This is a genomic window from Aquabacterium sp., from assembly GCF_029946005.1.
Classification (GTDB): Bacteria; Pseudomonadota; Gammaproteobacteria; order Burkholderiales; family Burkholderiaceae_C; genus Aquabacterium.
On sequence record NZ_JAQSDR010000002.1, the window covers coordinates 44,661 to 69,147 of the forward strand.

Genomic DNA, 24,487 nt, shown 5'->3' on the forward strand with positions numbered 1-24,487 from the left:
CTGGATGCCCTGAGGAACCTCCAAGGCGAGACCGGTGGGAAGCGTGATGGTGCGAAATTTCATGGGGCAGTTGTTGGATGCAAGCTGACTCCCTAATGAGTTTTGGGCGATTATGCCTCTTAGAGAAAGCGCCATCAAACCCATGCTTGACGTGGTTTTTTCGTCCGCTTGGCCAATCAGTTAGGCGCGCATGCATCATGCACCATGCAGTTCCGCCGAGCACCCCATGGACCTCACCGCCCTCCCCCTCTTTCCCCTGCACACCGTCCTCTTCCCCGGGGGCCTGCTGCCCTTGCAGATCTTCGAAGTCCGTTACCTGGACCTCATGAAACGCTGCGAGCAAAGCGGCGAGCCCTTCGGCGTGGTTTGCCTGCAAAGCGGCCACGAAGTGCGGCGTGCGCCACGCCCGGGCGAGTCCGAAGGCCAGGGCGTCCACGCCGAAACCCTGGCGCCCATCGGGACCCTGGCCACCCTGGAGCGCATTGAGCGCCCTCAACCCGGCCTGATGCTGATCCAGGCGCGCGGCACTCAACGCTTCCAACTGCAACACAGCCACCGCCTGCCCCATGGCCTGTGGACTGGCCACGCCCAACTGCTGCCCAACGACACACCCGCCGCCGTGCCCACTGAACTGGCGTCACTGAGCCAGCGCCTGCAAGACGCCCTCACCGCCTTGGCAGAGCAGGAAGGTGCGCTACCCACACCCGCGTCAACCGGCGACCCTCGCTGGCAAGACGCTGGCTGGCTGTCCAACCGCTGGGCCGAATGCCTGCCCCTGCCTGCGGCAGAACGACAGCGTCTGATGAGCTTGGACAACCCGCTGTGGCGCCTGGAACTGGTCGCCGAGTGGCTGGACCGCTTGGAGCGCCTTAACCAGCAGTGAAGCTTGTCAGGGCTGCACAGCCTTGGCGATCGTCAGCGACGCCTCGGGCGACCAACCGCCACCCAGGGCACGCGCCAAGTTCACCGCGGCCAGCAAGCGTTGCGTGCGAATCTGCGCGGCCGCGCGGTCAGCGGCCAGGCTGCTGCGCTGCGCGTCGGTCACGTCCAGGTAGTTGGACACCCCGCGCTCGTAGCGGGCACGCGCCACTTCATGAGCACGCCCGGCGGCCTGCTGGGCCTGAGCCTGCGCATCGGCCTGCAACTGGCGCTGCTGCAGATCGGACAGGGCATCTTCCACCTCGCGCAAGGCCGTCAACAACTTGCCCCGGTGCGAAGCCAAAGCTTGGGCATACCGGGCCTGCGACGCGGCCAGATTGGCCTGGTGGTGGCCACCATCGAAAATGGGCAAGGACAGCGCCAGCGGGCCCACGCTGAACTGTTGCGATCCGCTGTTGGTCAGCTCGCGCAGCTTCTCGGAGGCGAAGCCATGATTGCCCGTCAAGATCACCGAAGGGTAGAAGGCGCTTTCGGCCACGCCCACTTGGGCATTGAGGGAGCGCAGCCCCGCCACGCTGGACGACAGGTCCGGCCGCTGGGCCAGCAGGCTGGCAGGCAAACCCACGGGGATCGCAGGCGGCACGGGCAAGGCGTCCCTGGCCGCGCTGCCCAAGCTGGCGATCAGCGGCTCGCTGGGCGAGGCGCCCACCAGCACCGCCAGCCCGTGCTCCAGCGTCTGGCGCTGGCGCCGTGCTTCATGCAGATCGGCTTCCGCGTTGGCCCGCTCGATGCGAGCGCGCGAAAGATCCAGCTCGTTCGACAGGCCGGTGTCAAAGCGGGCGCTCACCAGTTGCTCAGTTTCGCGCCGGGTGTCCAGCGCGCTGCCCAGGATGGCGATTTCGGCATCCGCGCCGCGCAACTGGAAATAGCCCACGGCCACCTGGTGGGTCAGCATCAGCAGCACACCATCGCGGTCGTAGCGGGCGGCCAAGGCCTGGGCATCGGCCGACTCGACCGCGCGGCGCACGCGGCCCCACAGGTCCAACTCGTAAGACAACGAAGCCCCCAGGCTGAAGTGGCTGCCCTTCACCGAGTGGCGGCCCAGCATGATGGCTTGCGAGGTGTTCTCGGACGAACGCGAATACGCGGTGGAGGTGCTGACGTCCAGCTTCACGCCGTCATCGGCATTCGCCACGCCCAACAGGGCCTGGGCTTCCAGCATGCGCTGGCCCGCCGCCTGCACATTGGGGTTGTCGCGCAAGGCACGCTGCTCCAGGGCATTCAAGGTGGCGTCGCCAAACAAGGTCCAGCTGTCGAGTGGCATCTGCGCGGCATCGGGGCCCTGGCTGGCAGCATGGCGGTAGCTGGGCACCGGCTCGAACCTCGGTGCGGCAAAGTCAGGGCCCACCGTGGTGCAGGCACTCAGCAGGGCCACTGCAGACAAGGTGGCCGCAGCGACCGCACTGCGGCTCAAGGGATTGATGAACGACATGTTTTCTCCAGCGATTTTCAACGGCATCAACTCAATGGGCACCGGCGCCGCCCCCCGAAGGCGACTTCACCTTGTCGGCGAACCACAGCACGGCAATGCAGGCGAACAGCACCCCCGCCATCACCAGGAAGCCATCGTTGTAGGCCATCACGTAAGACTCTCGGCGCACGATGCGGTCAATCACCAAGATGGCCTGGTCGGCCGCCCGGGATGGATCAATGCCGCTGGCGATGAAGCCTTGCGTCAACTGGTCCAGGCGCGATTGGGTGGCCGCCGACATCAGCGACACCGATTCACCGAGCACCGCCGAGTGGAAGTGCTGGCGGTTGGTCAACATGGTGGCCAACATGGCGATGCCGATGGAGCCGCCCAGGTTGCGCGTCATGTTGAACAAGCTGGAGGCTGATGGCATGTCCTTGGGCGAGATGCCCGACATGGCAAAGTTCGACAGCGTGAGCATGATGAAAGGCTGGCCCAGCGCGCGCACCACTTGCGAGGCCAACAACTGGTCATAGCCCACCGAGGCGTCCATGAAACCATTCATCAGGCAAGACGTGCCGAACAGGCCCAGGCCGATGGTGCACATCACCCGGTTGTCCACGCGCGAAGACATGATGGCCGCCACGGGCATGATGAACAGTTGCGGCAAGCCCGCCCACATGATCACTTCGCCAATCTGCATGGGCGTGTAGCCCGCGATCTGGCCCAGGTACAACGGCAGCAAGAAAGACGAGCCGTACAAGGCCATGCCCGTGACCGCGGCCAGCAAGGCCGACACGAAGAAGTTTCGGCGCAGGTAAAGGCGCAGGTTCACGAAAGGCTCGTCGCGCAACAAGCTGGTGGCCACCCAGCCGACCAGGCCCACGGCGGCGAGGGTGGCAAAGAGGCGGATGAAGTCGGAGTCAAACCAATCCTTCGAATTGCCCTCTTCCAGGAAGATGGTCAGGCTGCCCAGGCCCACGGCCATGAAGGCGATGCCCACCCAGTCGGCCGTGGCCAATAGCGACCAGTTGCGGCCTTCCTTGTCCAAGCCCCACAAGATGCCCAAGATCAGCAGCACGCCCGGCACCCAGTTGATGTAGAAGATCGAAGGCCAGCCGTAGAGCTCGGACAGGTAGCCCCCCAAGGTCGGGCCCAGCGTGGGCGCCATCGTGGCAGTCAGGCCAAACATGGCCATGCCCACCGCGCGCTTGGACGGCGGCAGCTTGGTCATCACCAGGGTCAAGGCCATGGGGATGAGCGCACCGCCCGTGAAGCCCTGCATCATGCGGAACACGATCATGCTGGGCAGGTTCCACGCCGCGCCGCACAAGGTGGAACAGACCAGGAACAGGGCCGTGGTGCTGACCATGTAAGTGCGCAGGCCCAGCACGCGCGCCATCAGCCCGGTCAAGGGGATGACGACGATTTCGGCGCACAGGTAGGCGGTCGAAATCCAGGAACCTTCCTCCTGCGTGGCCGACAAGGAACCGAGGATGTCCTTCAGCGAGGAGTTGGTGATCTGGATGTCCAGCACCGCCATGAAGGCGCCCAGCAGACCGGCCGCGACAGCGAACCAGGTGCGCAGTTCAATGCGCTGGTTCGGGTCGGCCAGGGCGGGCACGAAAGGGGCAGGAGGGGAGGCCGCGCTCGACATGCTGCGCCGCGCTCAGCGCTGCTCGGAAGGCGACTGACGCAAGTCCACTTCGGCCAGGGCCGACATGCCCGGCACCAGGCGACCAGCCAGGCGCAGCAAATCTGCCTCGGCAAAGGTCACCTTGACCGGCACGCGCTGCACGATCTTGGTGAAATTGCCCGTCGCGTTGTCGGCCGGCAGCAGCGCGAACTGGTTGCCCGAGGCGGGCGAGAAGCTGTCCAGCCTGGCCTTCAGGTGTTCGCCCGGCAGCGCGTCAATCACAACGTCCACCTCCTGGCCGGGCTTGAGGCCCGCCAACTGTGTTTCCTTGAAGTTGGCGGTGACCCAGACCTTGTCTTCCACGATGGCAGCCAGTTGCTGGCCCGGCTGCACGCGCGCGCCCACTTCAACGTTGCGCTTGCCCAGGCGCCCACCGACCGGCGCCACGATGCGGTTGTAGCTCACTTGCAGCTGGGCATCCTTGGCCTGCGCCTGCAGCACCTTGATCTGGGCCTTGAGCACCTCGCGCGCCGCCTGGGCCGCGCCCACCTGCGCCTGGGCCGCCAAGGCTGCGTCCTTGCGGGCGGCCACATCGGCCAGGGCGCCAGTGCGGGCGGCGTTGGCGGCGTCCAGCTCGGACTTGGCCACGGCCTTCATCTGCGTGTTGTAGAGCTGGCCATAGCGCTCGGCATCCTGCTGGGCACGCAGCGACTGGGCTTGCGCCTGCGCCACTTGCGCCTGCGCGGCGCTGGCCGAAGCGCGCGTCTGGGCGGTCTGGGCATCGGCCTGCAGAACCTGCTGCTCGACCGAGGCAATCTGCGCCTGGATCTGCTCCAGCTTCACGCCTTGGTCAGCCGGATCGAGCTCGGCGATCACCTGCCCCTCTTTCACGATCTGGTTGTCCTCGACCAGCACCTTGGTGACCACGCCAGAGATGCGCGCCGAGATGGGATGCACGTGGCCCGCCACGTAGGCGTTCTCGGTCTCGACGAAGTTCTGGCTGCGCCAATACATGCGCCCGCCAAAGCCCAGGCCCGCCAGGATCAACACCCCGAGCACGCCAAACACCCGGCCTTTGGAGGGCGGCTTGTCAACGGGATTGACGGGTTCGGTCTTGGCCTGAGTTTGCATGGCTCGAACGCTTCTAAGAATGAAATGGATTCAGCGCATTATTTGCCTCCGACCGGCGAGTGTCAAGAAATGAAACGCTTTCATTTCATTAAATAGTTGGGTAAAGTGCGGTTCATGTCCAAAGCGATCGTTGCCGCCAAGAAAGTACCCAGCAAAGGCGCTGGCCGACCGCGCGCCGCTGAAGTCGAAGCCCGGCTGGCCGACCTCAAGCGCACGGCGGGCCGCCTGTTCCTCGACAAGGGTTACGGCAAGGTGAGCCTGGAGATGATCGCCCGCGAAGCGCGCGTGGCCGTGCGCACCATCTACATCAAGTTCGGCGGCAAGGACGGCTTGCTGAGCGCCTTGCTGCAAGACAAGCGCGCGCAGTTTTTCGCCGACATGGACCTGGACAAGGACCAGCGCGCCATCCGCGAGGTACTTGATGATTTCGCGGCCCGGCTCTACAGCTTGTTGACCTCACCCGAGGCCACGGCGCTGCAGCGCATGCTGGCCGCCGAAGCGCGAGCCAACCCCGAACTGGTCGAGACGTTTTTTGCCATGGGGCCGAACGTCACGCGCGATGCCATCGCGCGCTTTCTGCAACGCCCCGATGTGCGCGCCCAGTTGCGCGATGACCTGCCCGAAGACCAGTTGCCCGTGCACCTGATCAACTGCGTGCTGGGCGACCAACTCTCACGCGTGCTGCGCGGTCAGCAAGAAGGCACGCCCGAGCAATGCGCCGAGGCCCGGCGCAAGCGCATGGCGCTGTTCTACCGCAGCGTGCTGCGCTGACTTGACGCTGTTACGCGCAGCCAGGCCTCGTCGCCCTGCTCACCCACCTTCAGGCGCAGGGCCTTGGCCGCCTTGACCATGTTGGACAAGGCCGCCTCGGTCTCGGTCCAGCCACGGGTCTTCAAACCGCAATCCGGGTTGACCCACAGGCGTTGCGGCGGGATCACCTCGCAGGCGCGCTCCAGCAGCTTGAGCATCGCGTCCACGCCGGGCACGCGCGGCGAGTGGATGTCGTACACGCCCGGCCCGATGTCGTTGGGGTAGTCAAAGGCCCCAAAGCCATCCAGCAACTCCATGGCCGAGCGCGAGGTCTCGATGGTGATCACATCGGCGTCCATGGCCGCGATCGAAGGCAGGATGTCGTTGAACTCGGCGTAGCACATGTGGGTATGGATCTGGGTTTCATCCTTCACGCTGGCGGCCGAGATCTTGAAGGCGCGCACGGCCCATTCCAGGTAGGCGGCCCAGTCGCGCTGGCGCAAGGGCAGGCCTTCCCGGATGGCGGGCTCGTCGATCTGGATCACCTTGATGCCCGCCTTCTCCAGATCAGACACCTCATCACGGATGGCCAGGGCCAGTTGCAACGCGGTGGTCTCGCGGGGCTGGTCGTCGCGCACGAAGGACCATTGCAGCATCGTCACGGGGCCGGTGAGCATGCCTTTCATCAGGCGGTCAGTCAGCGACTGAGCGTAGCGCGTGGTCTCGACCGTCATCGGCTCGGGGCGGAAAACATCGCCGTAGATGATGGGCGGCTTGACGCAACGTGAGCCATAGCTTTGCACCCAGCCGTTCTCGGTGAAGGCGTAGCCCCACAGTTGCTCGCCGAAGTACTCGACCATGTCGTTGCGCTCAGCCTCACCGTGCACCAGCACGTCCAGGCCCAGTTCTTCCTGCTTGCGCACGGCCAGCTCGATCTCGCTGCGGATGCGTTGCAGGTAGTCCAGCGCACTCAACTCGCCACGCTTGTGCGCGGCTCGCGTCTGGCGGATGGCCGCCGTTTGCGGAAAGGACCCGATGGTGGTGGTGGGCAGTGGCGGCAGCTGCAAAGCCAGGCGTTGCTTTTCAATGCGTTGGGCAAAGGGGCTGGCGCGGTGGGCCATGCTGGTGGTCACCGCCGCCAGGCGCTTTTGCACCACGGCATTGACGACGCGCTTGGACTGGCGCCGCGAAGCTTGCGCCGCATCGGAGGCGGCCAACTCGGCAGCCACAGCCGCCTCGCCCTGGTTCAAGGCTTGGCCCAGCACCTTCAATTCGCCCAGCTTCTCGGTGGCAAAGGCCAGCCAGGACTTGACCTCGGCATCCAGCTTCTGCTCGCTGGCCAGGGCCACCGGCGTGTGCAGCAAGGAGCATGAAGGCGCCACCCAAAGGCGGTCGCCCAGTTCGGCTTGCAGCGGCTGCAACAGGGTCAGCACTCGGCGCAAATCTGTGCGCCAGATGTTGCGGCCATCGACCACACCGACGGACAGCACCGCGTCCGGGGGCAGCACCTGGCGCCAGGCATCGAGCTGCTGCGGCGCCCGCACCAGGTCGATGTGAAACCCCTGCACCGGCAGCTGGGCGGCCAGCACCGCGTGGTCCGCGGCCGTGTCGAAGTAAGTGGCCAACAAGATCTTGACGCCCGTCCCTGCCAGGTCGGCATAAGCCGGGGCATAGGCGGCGCGCCAATGGGCGTCCAGGTCCAGGCACAAGGCGGGCTCGTCGATCTGCACCCAGCCGATGCCACGGTCGGCCAGGCGCGTCAGGATGCGCTGGTAGGCGGCCACGATCTTGGGCAGCAGGCTCAAGCGGTCAAAGCCCGCCACGTGCGACTTCGACAGCCACAAATAGGTGAGTGGGCCAATCAGCACCGGCTTGACGGACAGGCCTTGGGCCAGGGCTTCATCGATGTCTTGGAACAACCAATCCACGCCACCTTCAAAGGTGGTCTGTGCATCCAGCTCGGGGACCAGGTAGTGGTAGTTGGTGTCAAACCACTTGGTCATCTCCATCGCGGGTTGCGCCGGGTTGCCACGCGCCATCTCGAAGTACTGCGCCAGGCTGAGTTGCTTAGCGTCGAAGCCAAAGCGCCGGGGCAACGCGCCCAGCAAGGCGGAAGTCGACAGCATCTGGTCGTACCAGGCGAAGTCGCCCACGGCCACGGTGTTCAAGCCCGCGTCTTTCTGCACCTGCCAATGACGTTGGCGCAGTTGCACGCCCACTTGGCGCAAACGGGCCTCGTCAGACTCACCCCGCCAGAAAGACTCTTGCGCGAACTTGAGTTCGCGGTGGGCGCCAACGCGGGGAAAACCAAGGATGTGGGTGCGGGCCATGGAAGCTCTCTGAGGAATGAGTTGGGATGCGCCGCAGTTTGAGCAAATGCAGGATCTGAATCAAGCGACATGTTTTCACAATCAGTTGAATTTCATTCATGTCTCAATCGTTGCTGGCCGGGTACGCGATTTGCCACTCCAAAAGGGTCCCATCAACCACTTGAGGAAACATCATGAGCAAATTGAACAAAGGACTGACCATCGCCGCCGTGACCGCCGCTTTGACCGGCGCTTTTGGCCTGGCTTACGCGCAATCGTCCGGTACCGGGCAAGGCTCTGCGGTCAACCCCAGCGCCACCACCAACGGCACGGTGAGCACGCCTGCGGGCTCGGGCATGAACAGCACCACCGACAACCGCGTGGCGCCCATGAACAACACCACTGGCCCCAACAGCACCAATAACAGCACCAGCACCAACCTGGAACAAAATACCGGCACCACCGCGAATGACGGTTTGAACACCATGCCAGCCACCAGCGCTGGCAATGAAACGTCTACCCGTGCACGCCAGATCAACCCCGAGCGCCCACCACGCGCTGACCGCAACTGAGTGAGTTAACCCCACTCAGTGATGCGAACAAACCGGGTCACGAGCCCGGTTTGTTCGCTTTCAAATCGGAGAACACATCGCGAGCTGCCCGGGTTTCAGGCAGCACGTACATCACGCCCTGGTGCCCGCTGAAGGTCGGTTGCACCACCGTGTTGAAGAAAACGACCGGCACGTTGATGCAACCATACGAGATGCGGTTGTCGGCAGTTGTGGCCGTGGCCAGCCGCTGCAGGCGACGCTCAGAAGCCTTGGTGGCCCGCACCCGGTGCATGGAGATGGCCGCGTCGTAGTCGATCCAGAAAATGTCTTCGCCCTGAGCGTTGCGCCCGGCCTCGATCGTAAACCGACCGGCGGGCGTGGTGCGCTCGGCAGGTCGGATGTCTTGCAATTTGCGCTGACCAATGCCGGGCACCGAATCATCCCCCCGGGCGCTGCCCAACAAGATGGGCGTGGTGCCCTGCACTCGCCCATCGGGATGGAACACGAACAACCGCGCCTGGACCTTGTCGATGACGGCAAAGGGTTGCCCTCGGCTGTCTTTTGTTTGCACCACCGAGTCGGCCAAGGTTTGAATGTGGGCTGCAAGTTCTTCTGCAGCCCACGCCGGGTGCAAGGCCACACAGGCCAGTCCCAACATCGTTGCATTGATTTTTATTTTCATCCTGCAATTGCAGCAACTGGTGTTCCCAGGGCGCGCCAAGGCCTCGGAACATTGTTCGGAAAAAAATCCCGATCAGAACGGTGCGTGGGGTACTGAGATACCGGGTACGCAGATTGCCCCACAACCTGCAGCACACCCCATAAAACCATGGAGCACCCCACCACGTGTTGACCGACCAAGACCTCTATCTGTTTGGCGAAGGCACGCACGCACGTTTGCATGACCAACTGGGCTGCCACCTGTCGCAAGAACTGGAAGGGGCGCACTTCAGGGTTTGGGCGCCCAATGCCGTGAGTGTCTCGGTCATTGGCGATTGGAACCAGTGGGATCCCCTGGCCCACCCACTGCAGCTTCGCGGTGACCGCAGTGGCCTGTGGGAGGGCCAGGTGCCTCAGGCACGTCACGGTCAGGCTTACAAGTACCGTGTGCAGGGCCATGGTGGTTTGTACGTGGCCGACAAGGCCGACCCCTTTGCCGTGTACGCTGAAGTTTCACCGGCTAAAGGTAGCCGAGTCTGGTCTCTGGAGCATGCCTGGGGTGATGGCGACTGGATGCGCACACGCGGCGCCCGCAATGCGCTGGATGCCCCCATGTCGATTTACGAGTTTCACGCGGGCTCATGGCGACGCGATCAGGGCCCCGTGAACTACCGCGACCTGGCGCATGAGCTGGCCGACTACATCCTCACGATGGGCTTCACCCATGTGGAGTTGATGCCCATCACTGAGCACCCATTTTACGGTTCATGGGGCTACCAGACCACGGGCTACTTCGCCCCCACCTCGCGCTACGGCACTCCACAAGACTTCATGTACTTCGTGGACCACCTGCACCAGCAAGGCATCGGCGTGATCCTGGATTGGGTGCCCTCGCACTTCCCCACCGATGAACATGGCTTGCAGTATTTCGACGGCACCCACCTGTTCGAGCATGCCGATCCGCGCCAGGGCTTCCACCCGGAATGGAGCTCCAGCATCTTCAATTACGGGCGTGGTGAGGTGCGCAGCTTCCTGATCTCGTCGGCCCTGTTCTGGCTGGAGAAGTACCACCTTGATGGGCTGCGCGTGGACGCGGTGGCCTCCATGCTTTACCTGGACTACGCGCGCAAGGATGGCGAGTGGATCCCCAACCAGCATGGCGGCAAGGAAAACCTCGAAGCCGTTGATTTTCTGCGCAAGCTCAACGAGGCTGTTTACCGCGAGCACCCCGATGTCATCACCATCGCGGAAGAATCGACCGCCTGGCCGCAGGTGTCGCGCCCGACCTCGATGGGTGGCCTGGGCTTTGGCATGAAGTGGAACATGGGCTGGATGCACGACACCCTGGCCTTCATGCACGAAGACCCCATCCACCGCAAGTACCACCTGGGCAAGCTGACTTTTTCGCTGGTCTATGCCTTCAACGAGAACTTCGTGCTGCCCTTGTCGCACGACGAGGTGGTCTATGGCAAAGGCTCGCTGTTGGGCAAGATGCCGGGCGATCAATGGCAACGCTTTGCCAACCTGCGAGCCATGTATGGCCTGATGTGGACCCACCCCGGCAAGAAGCTGCTGTTCATGGGCGGAGAGTTCGCGCAGGAGCGCGAGTGGACGCACGAAGGCCAGTTGGATTGGGGCTTGACGCAGGACCCGGCGCACCAGGGTGTGCAACGGATGGTCAGTGAACTCAACCGCGTTTACCGCAGCGAGCCCGCCTTGCACCAGATCGACTTCAGTGACGCGGGGTTTGAGTGGATCGAAGGCAATGACGTGAGTGCCACGGTGGTGGTTTTTCTGCGCAAAGGCCAGGTCGGCACCGCCCCCTTGCTGGTGGCAGTGAACCTCACCCCCCTGCCCCGCGAGCATTACCAGGTGGGCGTGCCTTTGGCAGGCCATTGGCGCGAGATTTTCAACAGCGACGCCAAGGAGTTTGGGGGATCTGGCTGGGGCAACCTGGGCGGGGCAGACACCAGTCCTGAAGAGTCGCACGGCAGGCCGCACTCCCTGCAGCTGATCTTGCCGCCCCTGTCCACCCTCATCCTTAAACTGGAAGCGCATGGCATCTCGGAAACCACCTAGCCAGCGCGAAGGGCGGCAACGCGCGGTGATCGACGCAGTGCTGCCCGTGGTGGACGCTGGCCGCTTCGCGGTCAAGACCATTGCTGGCGAGCCCATGCGCATCCAGGCCAATTGCTTCACCGACGGGCACGATGTGCTGCGCGTGATGCTGCGCTGGCGCTCCGAGCACGACACCACGCCGCAAGACATCGAGATGAAGCTGGCCTTCAACGACGAGTGGTTCGCCGAGTTCACGCCCGAAAAGCCCGGCCGTTACTTCTACAGTGTGCTGGCCTGGGTCGATCCCTTCGAGTCCTGGCGCCATGAATTGACCCGACGCGTGGACGAGGAAGACATTCGCCTTGCAGCCCTGGTGGGGGCGGAACTGATCGACGACGCCGCCAAGCGCGCCAAGGCCACCGACAAGGCCGAACTGGGGGCCTGGGCCCAGCAACTGCGCAAACACCCAGGCGATGCCCAGACCCTGAAAGCCCTGGCGCTAGGCGAGGCTCAGGCCGACGTGGCCCGCCGCTACCCCGACCGCCAACTGGCGACCCACTTCCCCATCGAACTGCCCTTGGTGGCCGACCGGGCGCGCGCCCGCTACAGCAGCTGGTACGAGCTCTTCCCGCGATCGGCCTCGTTCGAGCCCGGCCAGCACGGCACCTTCCAGGACGTGGCGCGGCGCCTGCCCTACGTGGCAGCGATGGGCTTTGACGTGCTGTATTTCCCACCCATCCACCCCATCGGGCGCGAGAAGCGCAAAGGCCGCAACAACGCACTCACAATCGAGCCTGGTGATGTTGGCAGCCCTTGGGCCATCGGGGCACTGGAAGGCGGCCACAAAGACCTGCTGCCCGAGCTGGGCACCATCGAAGACTTCCGATCCCTGGTGAGCCAGGCCCGCGATCTGGGCCTGGAGATCGCCCTCGACATCGCCTTCCAGTGCGCCCCCGACCACCCTTATGTGCAGGCCCACCCCGAATGGTTCAAATGGCGCCCGGATGGCACGGTGCAATACGCCGAAAACCCGCCCAAGAAGTACCAGGACATCTACCCCTTCAACTTCGAGACTACCGACTGGCGCGCTCTGTGGCAAGAATTGAAAAGCGTGTTTGATCATTGGATCAACGAGGGCGTGACCATCTTCCGGGTGGACAACCCGCACACCAAGGCCTTCCCCTTCTGGGAGTGGGCCATCACCGCCATCAAGCGCGAACATCCCGAGGTGCTTTTCCTGGCCGAGGCCTTCACGCGGCCCAAGGTCATGCACCGCCTGGCCAAGCTGGGTTACTCGCAGTCGTACACCTACTTCACCTGGCGCAACACCAAGCAGGAGTTGACCGACTATTTCACCGAACTTTCCCAAGGCCCCGGCAACGATTACTTCCGCCCCAATGTGTGGCCCAACACGCCCGACATCCTCAACGAACACCTGCACGCAGGCGGTCGCCCCATCTTCGCGCTGCGACTGGTGCTGGCCGCCACACTGTCCTCCAACTATGGCGTCTACGGCCCGGCCTATGAGCTGTTGGACAGCGCACCCCGCAGCCCCGGTAGCGAGGAGTACCTCAACTCCGAAAAATACCAGTTGCGCCACTGGGGCGAGTGGGACGTGGCCCGGCCCGACAGCCTGGCCCAGCTCATCGCGCAGATCAACACCATCCGGCGCGAGAACCCCGCCTTGCAATCGAACGCCAGCTTGCGATTCTTCAACACCGACAACGACCAGCTCATCGCCTACGTCAAGCAGACGGCCGATGGTGACAACATCATCCTGGTCGTCGTCAACCTGGACCCGCACAACCCGCAGTCCGGTTGGATCAACCTGGATGCCGAAGCCATGAACCTTGACCCTGCTTCCCAGTATGAAGTGCATGACTTGTTGAGCGCGCAGCGCTTCACCTGGCAGGGTTTGCGCAACTTCGTCATACTGGATCCGACACAAGCGCCTGCCCACGTTTTCCGCTTGCGAAAGCGGGTGCAGGACGAGCGCCACTTCGACAATTTCGCCTGAGAGCGCCTAGATGAACTCACCGCGAACACCGCACCTGGCAGAAGCCGAACAAGGCGCCACCACCCCGGTGACGGACGCCGCCCTCTGGTACAAAGACGCCGTCATCTACCAGCTCAACGTCAAAGCCTTCTTTGATTCCAACGACGATGGCATGGGCGACTTCAAAGGCGTGGCCGCCAAGCTGGATTACGTGAAAGACCTGGGCGTCAACACCATCTGGTTGATGCCCTTCTACCCCTCGCCTTTGCGCGATGACGGCTACGACATCTCCGGCTACGACGACATCCACCCGCAGTACGGCACGCTGGACGACTTCAAGCTGATGCTGGCCGAAGCCCACAAGCGCGACCTCAAGGTCATCACCGAGCTGGTCATCAACCACACCTCTGACCTGCACCCCTGGTTCGTGGCCGCGCGCCATGCGCCGCCCGGCTCACCTGAGCGCGACTTCTACGTCTGGAGCGACACCGACCAGAAGTACCTCGGCACCCGCATCATCTTCACCGACACCGAAACGTCGAACTGGACGTGGGACCCGATCGCCAAGGCCTACTACTGGCACCGCTTCTTCAGCCACCAGCCCGACCTCAACTTCGACAACCCGCAGGTGCTGGAGGCCATCATCAAAACCATGCGCTTCTGGCTGGACATGGGCGTGGACGGCTTCCGCCTGGACGCCATCCCCTACCTGATCGAACGCGACGGCACCAACAACGAGAACCTGCCCGAGACGCACAACATCATCAAGCAGTTGCGCGCCGCCATTGACGCCAGCTACCAGAACCGCTTCCTGCTCGCCGAGGCCAACCAATGGCCAGAAGACGTGCGCGAGTACTTCGGTGATGGCGATGAGTGCCACGCGGCCTATCACTTCCCCTTGATGCCGCGCATCTACATGTCCATCGCCCAGGAAGACCGCTTCCCCCTGACCGAGATCATGCAGCAGACGCCGGACATCCCCGACAGCTGCCAGTGGGCGATCTTCTTGCGCAACCACGACGAACTCACGCTGGAGATGGTGACCAGCAAAGAGCGCGACTACATGTACAACACCTACGCGGCCGACCCGCGTGCACGCATCAACCTGGGCATCCGCCGGCGCCTGGCGCCCTTGATGGAAAACAACATCGACACCATCAAGCTGATGAACAGCCTGCTGCTGTCGATGCGCGGCTCACCCATCATCTATTACGGCGATGAGCTGGGCATGGGCGACAACGTCTTCATCGGCGACCGCAATGGCGTGCGCACCCCCATGCAGTGGAGCCCCGACCGCAACGCCGGCTTCTCGCGCGCCGACCCGCAACGCCTCTACCTGCCGCCCATCATGGACGCGGTCTATGGCTACCAGGCCGTCAACGTCGAATCGCAGATGCGAGATCCGTCCTCGCTGCTCAACTGGATGCGTCGCATGCTGGCCGTGCGACAGACCAGCCACGCCTTCGGCCGCGGAGAACTCAAGTTCCTCAAGCCCGGCAACCGCAAGGTGCTGGCCTACCTGCGCGAGCATGGCGACGACACCATCCTCTGCGTGGCCAACCTCAGCCGCTCGGCCCAGCCGGTCGAGCTTGACCTGTCGCGTTTCAAAGGCCGTGTGCCCGTCGAGATGCTGGGCCGCACCGCCTTTCCGCCCATCGGCGACCTGCCCTACCTGCTCACCATTCCAGCTCACGGCTTCTACTGGTTCAAGCTGAGCACCGATGTGAGTGTGCCCAGTTGGCACCGCGACCAAACGCCCGCCGAAGAGCTGCCCGTGCTGGTGCTGTTTGATGGCTGGCTCAGCCTGTTCCGCGACCAGGTGGTGCCTTGGCGCATCGGCTTGGCCATCAAGACCCGCGCTCAGTTCGAAAACGAGATGCTGCCTCGCTACATCGAAACCCAGCGCTGGTACGCTGCCAAAGGCACGGCCATCAAGAGCGCGGTCATCGTCGACTCTGCCGTGTGGGAAGAAGGCCGCCACAGCTGGCTGTTGCCCGTGGTGGACATCGACGGGACAGGCCAGGACGGCTCCGCTTACTTCCTTCCATTGGCGATGGCCTGGGAGGACAAGGACGAAGAACGCATGCGCGGCCTGGCCATGTCGGCCGTGGCGCGGGTTCGGCAACAGGCCAGCGTGGGCCTGATGGCCGACGCCTTCGCGGACGAGGTGTTCTGCCGCGCGCTGCTGCAAGCCATCGCCACCAACAAAACCGTGGAGACCAGCCAAGGCGAACTGCGCTTTCGCGCCACGACCGTGCTCAACACCCTGGTCGGCGATGAGCTCGCCACCATGGCCATCGGCAAGCCTCAGGCGCAAAGCAGCAACACCATCGTCACCGTGAATGAGCGGCTATTCCTCAAGGGCTACCGCCGCGTCCGCGCGGGCCTGAACCCGGAAGTCGAGATCGGCCGGCACCTGACCGAGGTGGTCAAGTTTCCGCACTGCGTGCCCGTGGCGGGCCTGCTGGAGTACGCCGGCAACGATGGCTCGGTCATGACCTTGTCCATCGTTCAAGGCTATGTGCCCAACCAAGGCGATGGCTGGACCTACACCACCGGCTACCTGCAGCGCTACCTGGAAATGCGCCGAACCAGCCTGGAGTCCGTGCCCGAAGGTGTGCACGGTGCTTACCTGGCTCTGGTCGAAACCCTGGGCCTGCGCACCGCCCAACTGCACCTGGCCCTGGCCCAACGCACCGGCCATCCCGCCTTCGAGCCCGAGCCTCTGACCCCGATCGACCTGCAAGCCTACCGCCAGCACATCAGCGCTGATGCCCGGTCCGTGCTCATGCTGCTCGAGAACAGCCTGGGCCAATTGGGCAGTGTTGAAGCCCAGGCGGAAGCGCATCAGGTGCTGGCTGCACGCCACGACATCCAACAGCGGATCGAACGCTTCACCGTCGGCACGCCCCGGGCCCTCAAGACGCGCTTCCATGGCGATTACCACCTCGCGCAGGTCCTGCTCACCAAGAACGACTTCGTCATCATCGACTTCGAAGGCGAGCCGGGCCGCAGCTTTGATGAGCGCCGCGTCAAGCAATCGCCCTTGCGCGACGTCGCCGGAATGCTGCGCTCCTTCAGCTACGCCAGGGTGAGCGCCCTGCGTGGCTCCGCCGTGAACGATGAAGAGCTGAACACCCTGGCCCCCTTTGCCGTCGAGTGGGAGGCCCAGGCCCGAGCCGCTTTCCTGAGTGCCTATGCGCAAGCTACCCAAGGGTCCGGCCTTCACGAAGCCCTGGAAGCAGGCCAAGGTTTGTTAGGTTTGTTCGAACTTGAAAAAGCGCTGTACGAACTGCGCTACGAGCTGAACAATCGCCCCGACTGGGTGCGCATCCCCTTGCAGGGCATCCTCGGCATCCTCAAGATGCCAGGCTAGGAGAAAAAATCCATGGAAAGAGTCGACGTGTACCTTGAACCTGTCAGGGCCTTCCTGTTTGAGCTGGGCGCCTTCCTGCCCCGCTTGGGCGTGGCCATCCTGGTGATGCTGCTCGGCATCCTGCTGGCCAAGGCCGCGCGGTTTGCCATCCAGCGCGGCCTGCGCGCCATCAACTTCCACATCCTGACCAAACGCTCGGGCATGGACAGCTTCCTTAAAAAGGGCGGCACCCTGATCGACACGGTGGACCTGTTCGGCCTGCTGGCTTACTGGCTCGTCATCTTGATCGCGCTGGTGGTGGCCTTCAATGGCCTGGGCCTGACCCATGTGACCGAGTTGCTGGGCCGAGTGATGTGGTTCGTGCCCAAGGTGATCGTGGCGCTGCTGATCCTGGCCTTTGGCGCCTACTTCGCGCGCTTCGTGGCCAACGCGGTCTACACCTATTGCGAAAACGCTGGCATCCACGATGGCGACTCGCTATCCCGCCTGGCCCGGTACGCCATCATGGCCTTTGTGGTGATGATCGCGCTGGACCAGATGGAAGTGGGCGGCACCATCATCCGCGATGCTTTCCTCATCGTGCTGGGTGGCGTTGTTCTGGCCATCGCCCTGGCGTTTGGCCTGGGCGGGCGAGAATGGGCTGCGGCCCGCCTGGAAGAGTGGTGGCCCACCAGCAAGCGGGACAAGATCCCCTGATCGCCGGTTGTTCCTGAGAACGGCCTGCCAAGATGGGTGTCAACATGCCTGTCGTCAGATCTTGCGATGGAGACCGCCATGAACAACCACGCTGCCCTGGTCGAAGAGTCGCTGGTCCAGCTCTGCACCACCGAATCCCTCGAATTGCTGCGCCGCAACCTCACGCCCCGCGGCATCCTCGCGGCCAGCCGCACCGAGGCCGCCGAAGCGCGCAGCTACACCCGCGTGTTTGGCCGGGATGCCGCCATCTGCGTGCTGGCCATGGCGGGCAGTGGCGATGCCGCGCTGGAGCAAGGCGCGGTGGCCAGCCTCGACTCGCTGGCCGAACTGCAAGCCCGCAACGGCCAGATCCCCAAGTACGTGGACCCCGAAGGCCAGGATGCCGATTTTTGGTACCTGGGCTGCATCGACGCCACCCTGTGGTGGTTGATCGCGGTGGACCACGTTCGCCGCCATGGCCAATGGCCCGACATGGCCCAGCGGTGGCAGCCGCAGGTTGATCTGGCCATCAACTGGCTGATGGCGCAAGAGCATCAGAAGTTCTTCTTGCTGCAGCAAAACGAGGCCAGTGACTGGGCCGACATCATGCCGCGCTCTGGCTTCGTGCTGTACACCAACGCCCTGTGGTACCGCGTCAAGCTGCTGTTCGAACTGCCCTGCCTGGAAGAAACGCACTACCACTTCAACCACCTGTTCCACCCTTTCAAGCGCGACCTGCCCGAGTACCGGCGTGGCCGCCTGCTGAGCCACTACGCACGGCGCGGCCAACGCAACCCGGGCCTGTACCTCAGCTTCGTCAACCTGTCCTTCGTGGGCGACGAGGGCGATGTGTTTGGCAACATTTTGGCCGTGCTTTATGGCCTGGCGGACGATTCGATGGCCAAGGAGGTGGTGAAGACCCTGCAAACGGCGGCCGTGGCCGAGCCCTACCCAGTGCGCGCCGTGACCACCCCCATCGACACCGACCACGAGCTGTGGCGCGCCTACATGGGCCGCCACCAGCAGAACCACCCGCACCAGTACCACAACGGCGGCATCTGGCCCTTCATTGGTGGCTTCTGGGCGCTGATGCTCGCCGAGATGGGCAAGAAGGCCTGGGCCGAGCAGGAGCTGGCCAAGTTGGCGCATGTCAACAGCCTGGACGACTGGCGCTTCACCGAGTGGTTTCATGGGCAGACGCTCAAACCCATGGGCATGGCGGGGCAGAGCTGGAATGCGGCGGCTTATTTGATGGCGCAGAAGGCGTTGGGGGAAACCGGCTTGAGCGCTTAATTTTTGCTGGGCGAAAAAGACAGAAGGCCGCATGTAGCGGCCTTCTCATTTGGTGCTCTTCAGCTTGTTAGCGGACAGAACGCATATCCCGATCATCTAACGTGATGCCGAGTATATGCTGTAGCCTGCTACCGTTGTAATCAAATGCAGGGAGAAAAGGCATGCTGCCTAAAATGCGCTACCGCTTGGCGTTGGACCTTGGCACAACCTCCATTGGGTGGGCCATGATTCGCCTGGATGCAGAAAAGGCTCCGGTGGCCATCATCCGCATGGGCGCTCGCATTTTCCCAGATGGGCGCAATCCCAAAGACGGCAGCTCCTTGGCCGTCACACGGCGAGCCGCTCGTCAAATGCGACGCAGGCGTGATCGTTTGCTGAAGCGAAAAGAGCAGATGCTGGCCTCGCTGACGCGCCTGGGGTTTTTCCCCACCGATGAAGTGCAGCGCAGAGCACTGGTCACTTTGGACCCTTACGTGCTCCGCAAAAAAGGTCTGCATGAAATCCTAACCGGACCTGAGTTTGCGCGAGCACTGTTTCACATCAATCAGCGCAGAGGTTTTCTAAGCAATCGCAAGACGGACAAGAAGGACAACGACAGCGGCGCACTGAAAAAAGCCATCAAGGATCTGCGCAACAAACTGGTCGAAGAAAACTGCCAAACGCTGGGTGAGTGGCTGGCAAAGCGCCATGAGGCCAGAGAAAGCGTTCGCGCCAGATTGCGTGGCAGAACGCAGAAGGACAAGGCCTACGATTTTTATGCCGACCGCGCCATGATCGAGCATGAGTTTGACGCCCTGTGGGCAGCCCAATCAAAATTGAATCCCAGCTTGTTCACCGAGGCTGCCGCCATTGAGTTGAAAGATGTGCTGCTGTTTCAGCGCCAACTCAAACCGGTCAAACCAGGTCGCTGCACCTTGCTGCCCGATGAGGAGCGCGCACCGCAAGCGTTACCTTCCATTCAACGGTTTCGCATCTATCAAGAGGTCAACAACCTTCGGTTGTTGACACCCGACCTGCGCGAGGTCGCTTTGACCAAAGAGCAACGCGACAAAATCGCTGACTTGTTGGAGCGTCAAGGCGAGGTTCGCTTCACGGCCATGGTCAAGGCACTGAAACTGCCAGGCCATACCAAATTCAACCTGGAAGACATCAAACGCGATCGGCTCAAAGGCAACGCCACCACCGCCACGCTGTCCAAAGCCCAGCATTTTGACGAACGCTGGCATGAGTTTCCACTTGAACAGCAAGACAGCATCGTCGAACAGTTGCTCAACGAAGCCAGTGAATCTGTGCTGGTTGAGTGGCTTCAACAACACACCGGCGTGGATGAAGCAGCCGCCGAACGCATCGCCAGCACAGGACTGCCCGAAGGCTATGGCAGCCTCAGCCGCGCGGCCGTTGCTCGCGTGCTGCCTCAACTGGTCAATGACGTCGTGGTTTATTCAGAAGCCGTCATTCGCGCAGGCTTTGAAAGCCACAGCGCCTTGTCACACGCTCAATCCACGGGCGAAATCATGGAAGCACTGCCCTACTACGGGGAACCGCTGCGCCGCCATGTTGCCTTTGCCAAAGACAACCCGCGCAATGACGAAGAACGATTCGGCAAGATCGCCAACCCGACCGTCCACATCGGGCTGAACGAGTTGCGCAAAGTGGTCAACGCGCTGATCAGGCGCTATGGCCACCCCAGCGAAGTGATCGTGGAGGTCACCCGCGACCTCAAGATCAGCCGGGAACTCAAGTTGGAGATCAACAAGGAGCAAGCTGAAAAGCAATGGCGAAACGACATGCTCGTGGCCGATGCGTGCACCGCCCTGAGCTTGACCCCGGCCAACTTGGACCGGGGCAAGCGACGGGAACTGTCTCAAAAAATGCAGCTCTGGGTTGAACTCAATCCCAAGGATGCCGCAGACCGCCGTTGCCCCTACACCGGAGAGCAAATCAGCATTGAGCGCCTGCTGTCATATGAAGTAGAGATCGAACACATCCTGCCTTATTCAATCACGCTGGATGACAGCATGAACAACAAGACCGTTGCCATGCGTCGCTCCAACCGAGACAAGGGCAACCGCACCCCGTTCGATGCATTTGGCAAGAACACCGAACCAGGGTATGACTACGAGGCCATCGTTCATCGGGCCTCTTTCATGAACAAGGAAAAGGCCAAACGCTTCGCACCCGATGGCTATCAACGCTGGCTGAAAGAAAACAAGGATTTCCTGGCTCGGGCACTCAATGACACCGCCTATCTTTCACGCATCGCAAAAGAGTACCTGTCGCTCATCTGCCCACCCAATCGCGTTAGAGCCATTCCCGGAAGAATGACCGCGCTACTGCGCGGCAAGTTTGGCTTGAATCAACTGCTGTCAGGCAACCAGCTCAAGAACCGCAACGACCATCGACACCATGCACTGGACGCCGCCGTGATTGGCATCACAGACCAGGGTCTTCTGCAACGATTTGCCAAGGCCAGCGAGAGCGCTCGGGCACGTCAGCTGGATCGGTTGGTTGAAGAGATGCCATTGCCTTGGCCGACTTACAGAGAGCACGTTGAACGCGCTCTGAAAAATATTGTGATCAGCCACAAGCCTGACCATGGCTATCAGGGTGCCATGCATGAAGAGACCGCATGGGGCTTCCGAGAAAATGGAGAAGTCACACGCAGAGTCAGGCCTGAAGGCGGTGGTGCTCGCATACGCGAGGTCAAGAACAAAAATCTGGTGGCCATCAGCAGCACCAGCAACCCAGACAGGCATGGGCTTGATGACGCGGGGCAAGCAAAAGCCTACAAAGGCTATGTGGGCGGGAGCAACTACTGCTTGGAGATCTGGCGGGATGAGAAGGGGAAGTGGAATGGCGATGTAGTGTCTACATTTGATGCTTATCAAGTAGTTCGGCAACACGGAGAAGTCGCTGGACTTGCAAAACTCCGACATCCAAAGCTGAGCCAATCAAACCACCCCTTGGTCATGAGGGTAGTGATTGGCGACACAGTCCGCCTGGAAGTTGAGGATCTCGAAAGGACGATGAAAGTGGTCAAGATCTTCGGGAGTGGCCAATTTTTCATGTGCGACCACTTCGAAGCCAACGTGGATTCTAGAAACTCTGATAAGCAAGACTCATTTGCATATGTTTCCAAGTATCCAAGCTCACTGCAAAAAGCCAAAGGCAGGATGGTGATCGTTTCGCCAATTGGTGAGCTTCGTGACTGCGGCTTTGTGAGTTGAATCATGATTGGCCGCATCGTCGAAGTAGCCGATGACCGCCGACACCTGTTCATGTCGCGGGGCTTCATGGTGGTGCAAGACACCGAGGGTTCACGCAAGGAACTCGGTCAAGTTCCCCTCGATGACATCGCCGCAGTCATCGCCAATGCCCATGGCCTGAGCTACACCAACAATCTGCTGGTGGCACTGGCCGAACGAGGCGCACCCTTTGTGCTTTGTGGCGCCAATCACAACGCTGTGGGCATGCTCCTGTCCATCGACGGGAACTTCCAGCAAGCTAAACGGCTGGATGCACAGATCGCCGCCAGCAAGCCCTTGCACAAGCGTCTATGGGCTGACATCGTGAAAGCCAAGCTACAGCAGCAGGCGGCGGCATTGGAGGCCACAGGCGCACCATCGGTCCCCTTGTCTGCATTGGTCGCCAAAGTTCGATCAGGTGATCCCGACAACATGGAAGCTCAAGGTGCTCGGCGATATTGGGGCTTGCTGTTTGGGGATGACTTTCGCCGCCGGCAAGACGGAGAAGGCCTCAACGCCATGTTGAACTATGGATACACCGTCTTGCGGGCTGCCACGGCACGCGCGGTAGTGGCAGCGGGCCTGCATCCCACCCTGGGCGTGTTCCACAGCAACGAAGGCAACGCCATGCGATTGATTGACGATGTCATGGAGCCGTTCCGCCCAGTCATTGATCTTCGCGTTTGGCAACTGGCTCGGCAAGGTGAAAAGTACATCACCCCAGACACCAAGCGAGCCTTGGTTCGGACCTTGTATGACGACATGCAAACCAGCGTTGGCGCCACGCCCGTCATGTCTTGCATTCAGAAGCTGGCCACCTCACTTGCCCAGGTCTACCTTGGGGAGCGAGAGAAGCTGGACCTCCCACTACCCGGATTGCCGCTGGCTTTGGCTGCCAGCCTTGGCGAAGACGAGTAGCGCCGATCAACCCACCGACATGCTCAGCAGCTACAGACTTATGTGGATGGTTGTGATGTTCGATTTACCTGTGGTTGAAAAAACCGAGCGTAAGGCGGCGGCGGCGTTCCGCAACTCATTGCTGGACATGGGCTTCGAGATGTCTCAGTTCTCTGTGTACATGCGCTTTTGCACCAGCCAGTCGCAGGTGGACACGTACAGCAAACGTGTCGAGTTGTCCTTGCCAGAAGGCGGCAAGGTCAATATCCTCACTTTCACCGACAAACAGTACGAGCGCATTGTCTCTTTTCACGGGCAAGCCAAGCAGCCGGCCAAAAAATCGCCGGATCAGTTCGATCTTTTTTGATGAAAAACCGCCTTTTGCTCACCCAGAATGAGAATAACCCCTTGACGAATCAAGGGGTTATCTCATTCCTAGTCTAGATGATCGGGATATGCGATCTGACCGGAACTACCAGCAGGCCCAGGCCGACAAGGAAGCAAGTCTAGATGATCGGGATATGCGATCTGACCGGAACCGGCCCTCATCCAGACCACGGATGCCCTCGAGTCTAGATGATCGGGATATGCGATCTGACCGGAACTCACCCAATCCGTCCCTTCGGATCGGCATGAGTCTAGATGATCGGGATATGCGATCTGACCGGAACTTGGGCTCTTTGCGAAGGTAGATCGAAAGCAGTCTAGATGATCGGGATATGCGATCTGACCGGAACTGGCTGAGACGGATGCCGACCGCCTGGTTGAGTCTAGATGATCGGGATATGCGATCTGACCGGAACTCAAGGGTCAGGCCCTTCTCATCCGCGTAGAGTCTAGATGATCGGGATATGCGATCTGACCGGAACACCCGGCTGCGAATCTGATCGAACTGCCCTAGTCTAGATGATCGGGATATGCGATCTGACCGGAACACTTACTGCGCTTGCTTGAAAAGCAGGCAGAGTCTAGATGATCGGGATATGCGATCTGACCGGAACATCAAGCCAGAGGAGCTTCGCATTGCGCCAAGTCTAGATGATCGGGATATGCGATCTGACCGGAACTTGACCTTCGCAACGGCCTTTTTCGTCCATAGTCTAGATGATCGGGATATGCGATCTGACCGGAACAGTCAGGGCACGTTGCAGTTTGGCGCGCTGAGTCTAGATGATCGGGATATGCGATCTGACCGGAACCAGGATGCGGTTGCGCTCGGCCTCGGCCTTAGTCTAGATGATCGGGATATGCGATCTGACCGGAACTAGTTGATTACGATTTAGACCAACAGATATAGTCTAGATGATCGGGATATGCGATCTGACCGGAACTCGTCAAACTTGTGGCCCTTCTTGAGCAGGAGTCTAGATGATCGGGATATGCGATCTGACCGGAACCGGCAGAGGACAAGGCCGTGGTCGTCGCATAGTCTAGATGATCGGGATATGCGATCTGACCGGAACCTTATGCTGCTGCTTATGCTACTGATGCTGAGTCTAGATGATCGGGATATGCGATCTGACCGGAACCCCGCCGCAATGCGCTTCTTGGCCATCGGCA

16 protein-coding genes and 1 CRISPR repeat array (1 of these 17 running past the window's edge) are annotated in these 24,487 nt (G+C 61.7%); of the genes, 11 read left to right on the forward strand and 5 right to left on the reverse strand.

From position 1 onward, the window contains the following. Window positions 1-226: 226 nt before the first annotated feature. Window positions 227-883 (forward strand): LON peptidase substrate-binding domain-containing protein, encoded by a 657-nt coding sequence (locus tag PSV38_RS00590; protein WP_300543633.1) that lies wholly within the window; start codon window positions 227-229, stop codon window positions 881-883. A gap of 6 nt (window positions 884-889) precedes the next feature. Here PSV38_RS00590 and PSV38_RS00595 read toward each other — a convergent pair whose 3' ends face one another. From PSV38_RS00595 to PSV38_RS00605, 3 genes are read right to left on the reverse strand one after another with little or no spacing between them, the layout of a single operon-like run. Further along, window positions 890-2,371 carry an efflux transporter outer membrane subunit gene (locus PSV38_RS00595; RefSeq protein WP_300543635.1) on the reverse strand — a complete coding sequence of 494 codons (1,482 nt, stop codon included), beginning with the start codon at window positions 2,369-2,371 and terminating at the stop codon, window positions 890-892. 31 nt (window positions 2,372-2,402) lie between these two features. Continuing rightward, entirely contained in the window at window positions 2,403-4,007 is a 1,605-nt protein-coding gene (locus PSV38_RS00600; RefSeq protein WP_300543637.1) for a DHA2 family efflux MFS transporter permease subunit, read from the reverse strand. A gap of 12 nt (window positions 4,008-4,019) precedes the next feature. Next, window positions 4,020-5,117 carry an HlyD family secretion protein gene (locus tag PSV38_RS00605; RefSeq protein ID WP_300543639.1) on the reverse strand — a complete coding sequence of 366 codons (1,098 nt, stop codon included), beginning with the start codon at window positions 5,115-5,117 and terminating at the stop codon, window positions 4,020-4,022. A gap of 114 nt (window positions 5,118-5,231) precedes the next feature. On the opposite strand from PSV38_RS00605, the gene PSV38_RS00610 reads away from it, so the two are divergent. After that, window positions 5,232-5,888, forward strand: a complete 657-nt coding sequence (locus PSV38_RS00610; RefSeq protein ID WP_300543641.1) for a TetR/AcrR family transcriptional regulator — start codon at window positions 5,232-5,234, stop codon at window positions 5,886-5,888. Here PSV38_RS00610 and metE read toward each other — a convergent pair. Continuing rightward, entirely contained in the window at window positions 5,867-8,197 is a 2,331-nt protein-coding gene (metE, locus tag PSV38_RS00615; protein WP_300543643.1) for a 5-methyltetrahydropteroyltriglutamate--homocysteine S-methyltransferase, read from the reverse strand. The genes PSV38_RS00610 and metE overlap by 22 nt on opposite strands. A gap of 173 nt (window positions 8,198-8,370) precedes the next feature. Between metE and PSV38_RS00620 the strand changes: the two genes are divergently transcribed. Then, a complete protein-coding gene (locus PSV38_RS00620) occupies window positions 8,371-8,748 on the forward strand; it encodes a hypothetical protein (RefSeq protein WP_300543645.1) in 378 nt (125 codons plus the stop codon). Window positions 8,749-8,785: 37 nt separating this feature from the next. Here PSV38_RS00620 and PSV38_RS00625 read toward each other — a convergent pair whose 3' ends face one another. Next, window positions 8,786-9,385: a L,D-transpeptidase gene (locus PSV38_RS00625; RefSeq protein WP_300543648.1), complete on the reverse strand. Its 600-nt coding sequence runs from the start codon at window positions 9,383-9,385 to the stop codon at window positions 8,786-8,788. Between the two features lie 188 nt (window positions 9,386-9,573). Here PSV38_RS00625 and glgB point away from each other — a divergent pair, with 188 nt between their 5' ends. The 8 genes from glgB to cas2 all read left to right on the forward strand — a co-directional run bounded on the left by glgB (window position 9,574) and on the right by cas2 (window position 23,294). Next, complete coding sequence (gene glgB / locus PSV38_RS00630; protein ID WP_300543650.1) at window positions 9,574-11,466, forward strand: 1,4-alpha-glucan branching protein GlgB; 1,893 nt, start codon at window positions 9,574-9,576, stop codon at window positions 11,464-11,466. Beyond that, window positions 11,444-13,462: an alpha-1,4-glucan--maltose-1-phosphate maltosyltransferase gene (locus tag PSV38_RS00635; protein WP_300543652.1), complete on the forward strand. Its 2,019-nt coding sequence runs from the start codon at window positions 11,444-11,446 to the stop codon at window positions 13,460-13,462. The genes glgB and PSV38_RS00635 overlap by 23 nt, the downstream gene beginning before the upstream one ends. A gap of 10 nt (window positions 13,463-13,472) precedes the next feature. After that, entirely contained in the window at window positions 13,473-16,817 is a 3,345-nt protein-coding gene (treS, locus tag PSV38_RS00640; protein WP_300543654.1) for a maltose alpha-D-glucosyltransferase, read from the forward strand. Between the two features lie 12 nt (window positions 16,818-16,829). Next, entirely contained in the window at window positions 16,830-17,513 is a 684-nt protein-coding gene (locus tag PSV38_RS00645; protein WP_300543657.1) for a hypothetical protein, read from the forward strand. Between the two features lie 78 nt (window positions 17,514-17,591). Next, window positions 17,592-18,785 carry a glycoside hydrolase 100 family protein gene (locus tag PSV38_RS00650; RefSeq protein ID WP_300543660.1) on the forward strand — a complete coding sequence of 398 codons (1,194 nt, stop codon included), beginning with the start codon at window positions 17,592-17,594 and terminating at the stop codon, window positions 18,783-18,785. A 161-nt stretch (window positions 18,786-18,946) separates the two neighbouring features. After that, window positions 18,947-22,012 carry a type II CRISPR RNA-guided endonuclease Cas9 gene (gene cas9, locus PSV38_RS00655; RefSeq protein ID WP_300543663.1) on the forward strand — a complete coding sequence of 1,022 codons (3,066 nt, stop codon included), beginning with the start codon at window positions 18,947-18,949 and terminating at the stop codon, window positions 22,010-22,012. Between the two features lie 3 nt (window positions 22,013-22,015). Beyond that, the gene (gene cas1, locus PSV38_RS00660) at window positions 22,016-22,948 is read left to right on the forward strand and encodes a type II CRISPR-associated endonuclease Cas1 (RefSeq protein WP_300543665.1); all 933 of its coding nucleotides are present in this window, start codon (window positions 22,016-22,018) and stop codon (window positions 22,946-22,948) included. 19 nt (window positions 22,949-22,967) lie between these two features. Next, window positions 22,968-23,294: a CRISPR-associated endonuclease Cas2 gene (gene cas2, locus PSV38_RS00665; protein ID WP_300543668.1), complete on the forward strand. Its 327-nt coding sequence runs from the start codon at window positions 22,968-22,970 to the stop codon at window positions 23,292-23,294. Between the two features lie 70 nt (window positions 23,295-23,364). Then, window positions 23,365-24,487: a CRISPR direct-repeat array (repeat unit 36 nt; unit sequence AGTCTAGATGATCGGGATATGCGATCTGACCGGAAC); it runs 564 nt beyond the window's last position.

What these genes read in the sequence shown, in the direction of transcription:
- PSV38_RS00590 (WP_300543633.1), top strand. Translation starts at nt 227, where the DNA reads ATGGACCTCACCGCCCTCCCCCTCTTTCCCCTGCACACCGTCCTCTTC.
- PSV38_RS00595 (WP_300543635.1), bottom strand. Translation starts at nt 2,371, where the DNA reads ATGTCGTTCATCAATCCCTTGAGCCGCAGTGCGGTCGCTGCGGCCACC.
- PSV38_RS00600 (WP_300543637.1), bottom strand. Translation starts at nt 4,007, where the DNA reads ATGTCGAGCGCGGCCTCCCCTCCTGCCCCTTTCGTGCCCGCCCTGGCC.
- PSV38_RS00605 (WP_300543639.1), bottom strand. Translation starts at nt 5,117, where the DNA reads ATGCAAACTCAGGCCAAGACCGAACCCGTCAATCCCGTTGACAAGCCG.
- PSV38_RS00610 (WP_300543641.1), top strand. Translation starts at nt 5,232, where the DNA reads ATGTCCAAAGCGATCGTTGCCGCCAAGAAAGTACCCAGCAAAGGCGCT.
- metE (WP_300543643.1), bottom strand. Translation starts at nt 8,197, where the DNA reads ATGGCCCGCACCCACATCCTTGGTTTTCCCCGCGTTGGCGCCCACCGC.
- PSV38_RS00620 (WP_300543645.1), top strand. Translation starts at nt 8,371, where the DNA reads ATGAGCAAATTGAACAAAGGACTGACCATCGCCGCCGTGACCGCCGCT.
- PSV38_RS00625 (WP_300543648.1), bottom strand. Translation starts at nt 9,385, where the DNA reads ATGTTGGGACTGGCCTGTGTGGCCTTGCACCCGGCGTGGGCTGCAGAA.
- PSV38_RS00635 (WP_300543652.1), top strand. Translation starts at nt 11,444, where the DNA reads ATGGCATCTCGGAAACCACCTAGCCAGCGCGAAGGGCGGCAACGCGCG.
- treS (WP_300543654.1), top strand. Translation starts at nt 13,473, where the DNA reads ATGAACTCACCGCGAACACCGCACCTGGCAGAAGCCGAACAAGGCGCC.
- PSV38_RS00645 (WP_300543657.1), top strand. Translation starts at nt 16,830, where the DNA reads ATGGAAAGAGTCGACGTGTACCTTGAACCTGTCAGGGCCTTCCTGTTT.
- PSV38_RS00650 (WP_300543660.1), top strand. Translation starts at nt 17,592, where the DNA reads ATGAACAACCACGCTGCCCTGGTCGAAGAGTCGCTGGTCCAGCTCTGC.
- cas9 (WP_300543663.1), top strand. Translation starts at nt 18,947, where the DNA reads ATGCTGCCTAAAATGCGCTACCGCTTGGCGTTGGACCTTGGCACAACC.
- cas1 (WP_300543665.1), top strand. Translation starts at nt 22,016, where the DNA reads ATGATTGGCCGCATCGTCGAAGTAGCCGATGACCGCCGACACCTGTTC.
- cas2 (WP_300543668.1), top strand. Translation starts at nt 22,968, where the DNA reads ATGCTCAGCAGCTACAGACTTATGTGGATGGTTGTGATGTTCGATTTA.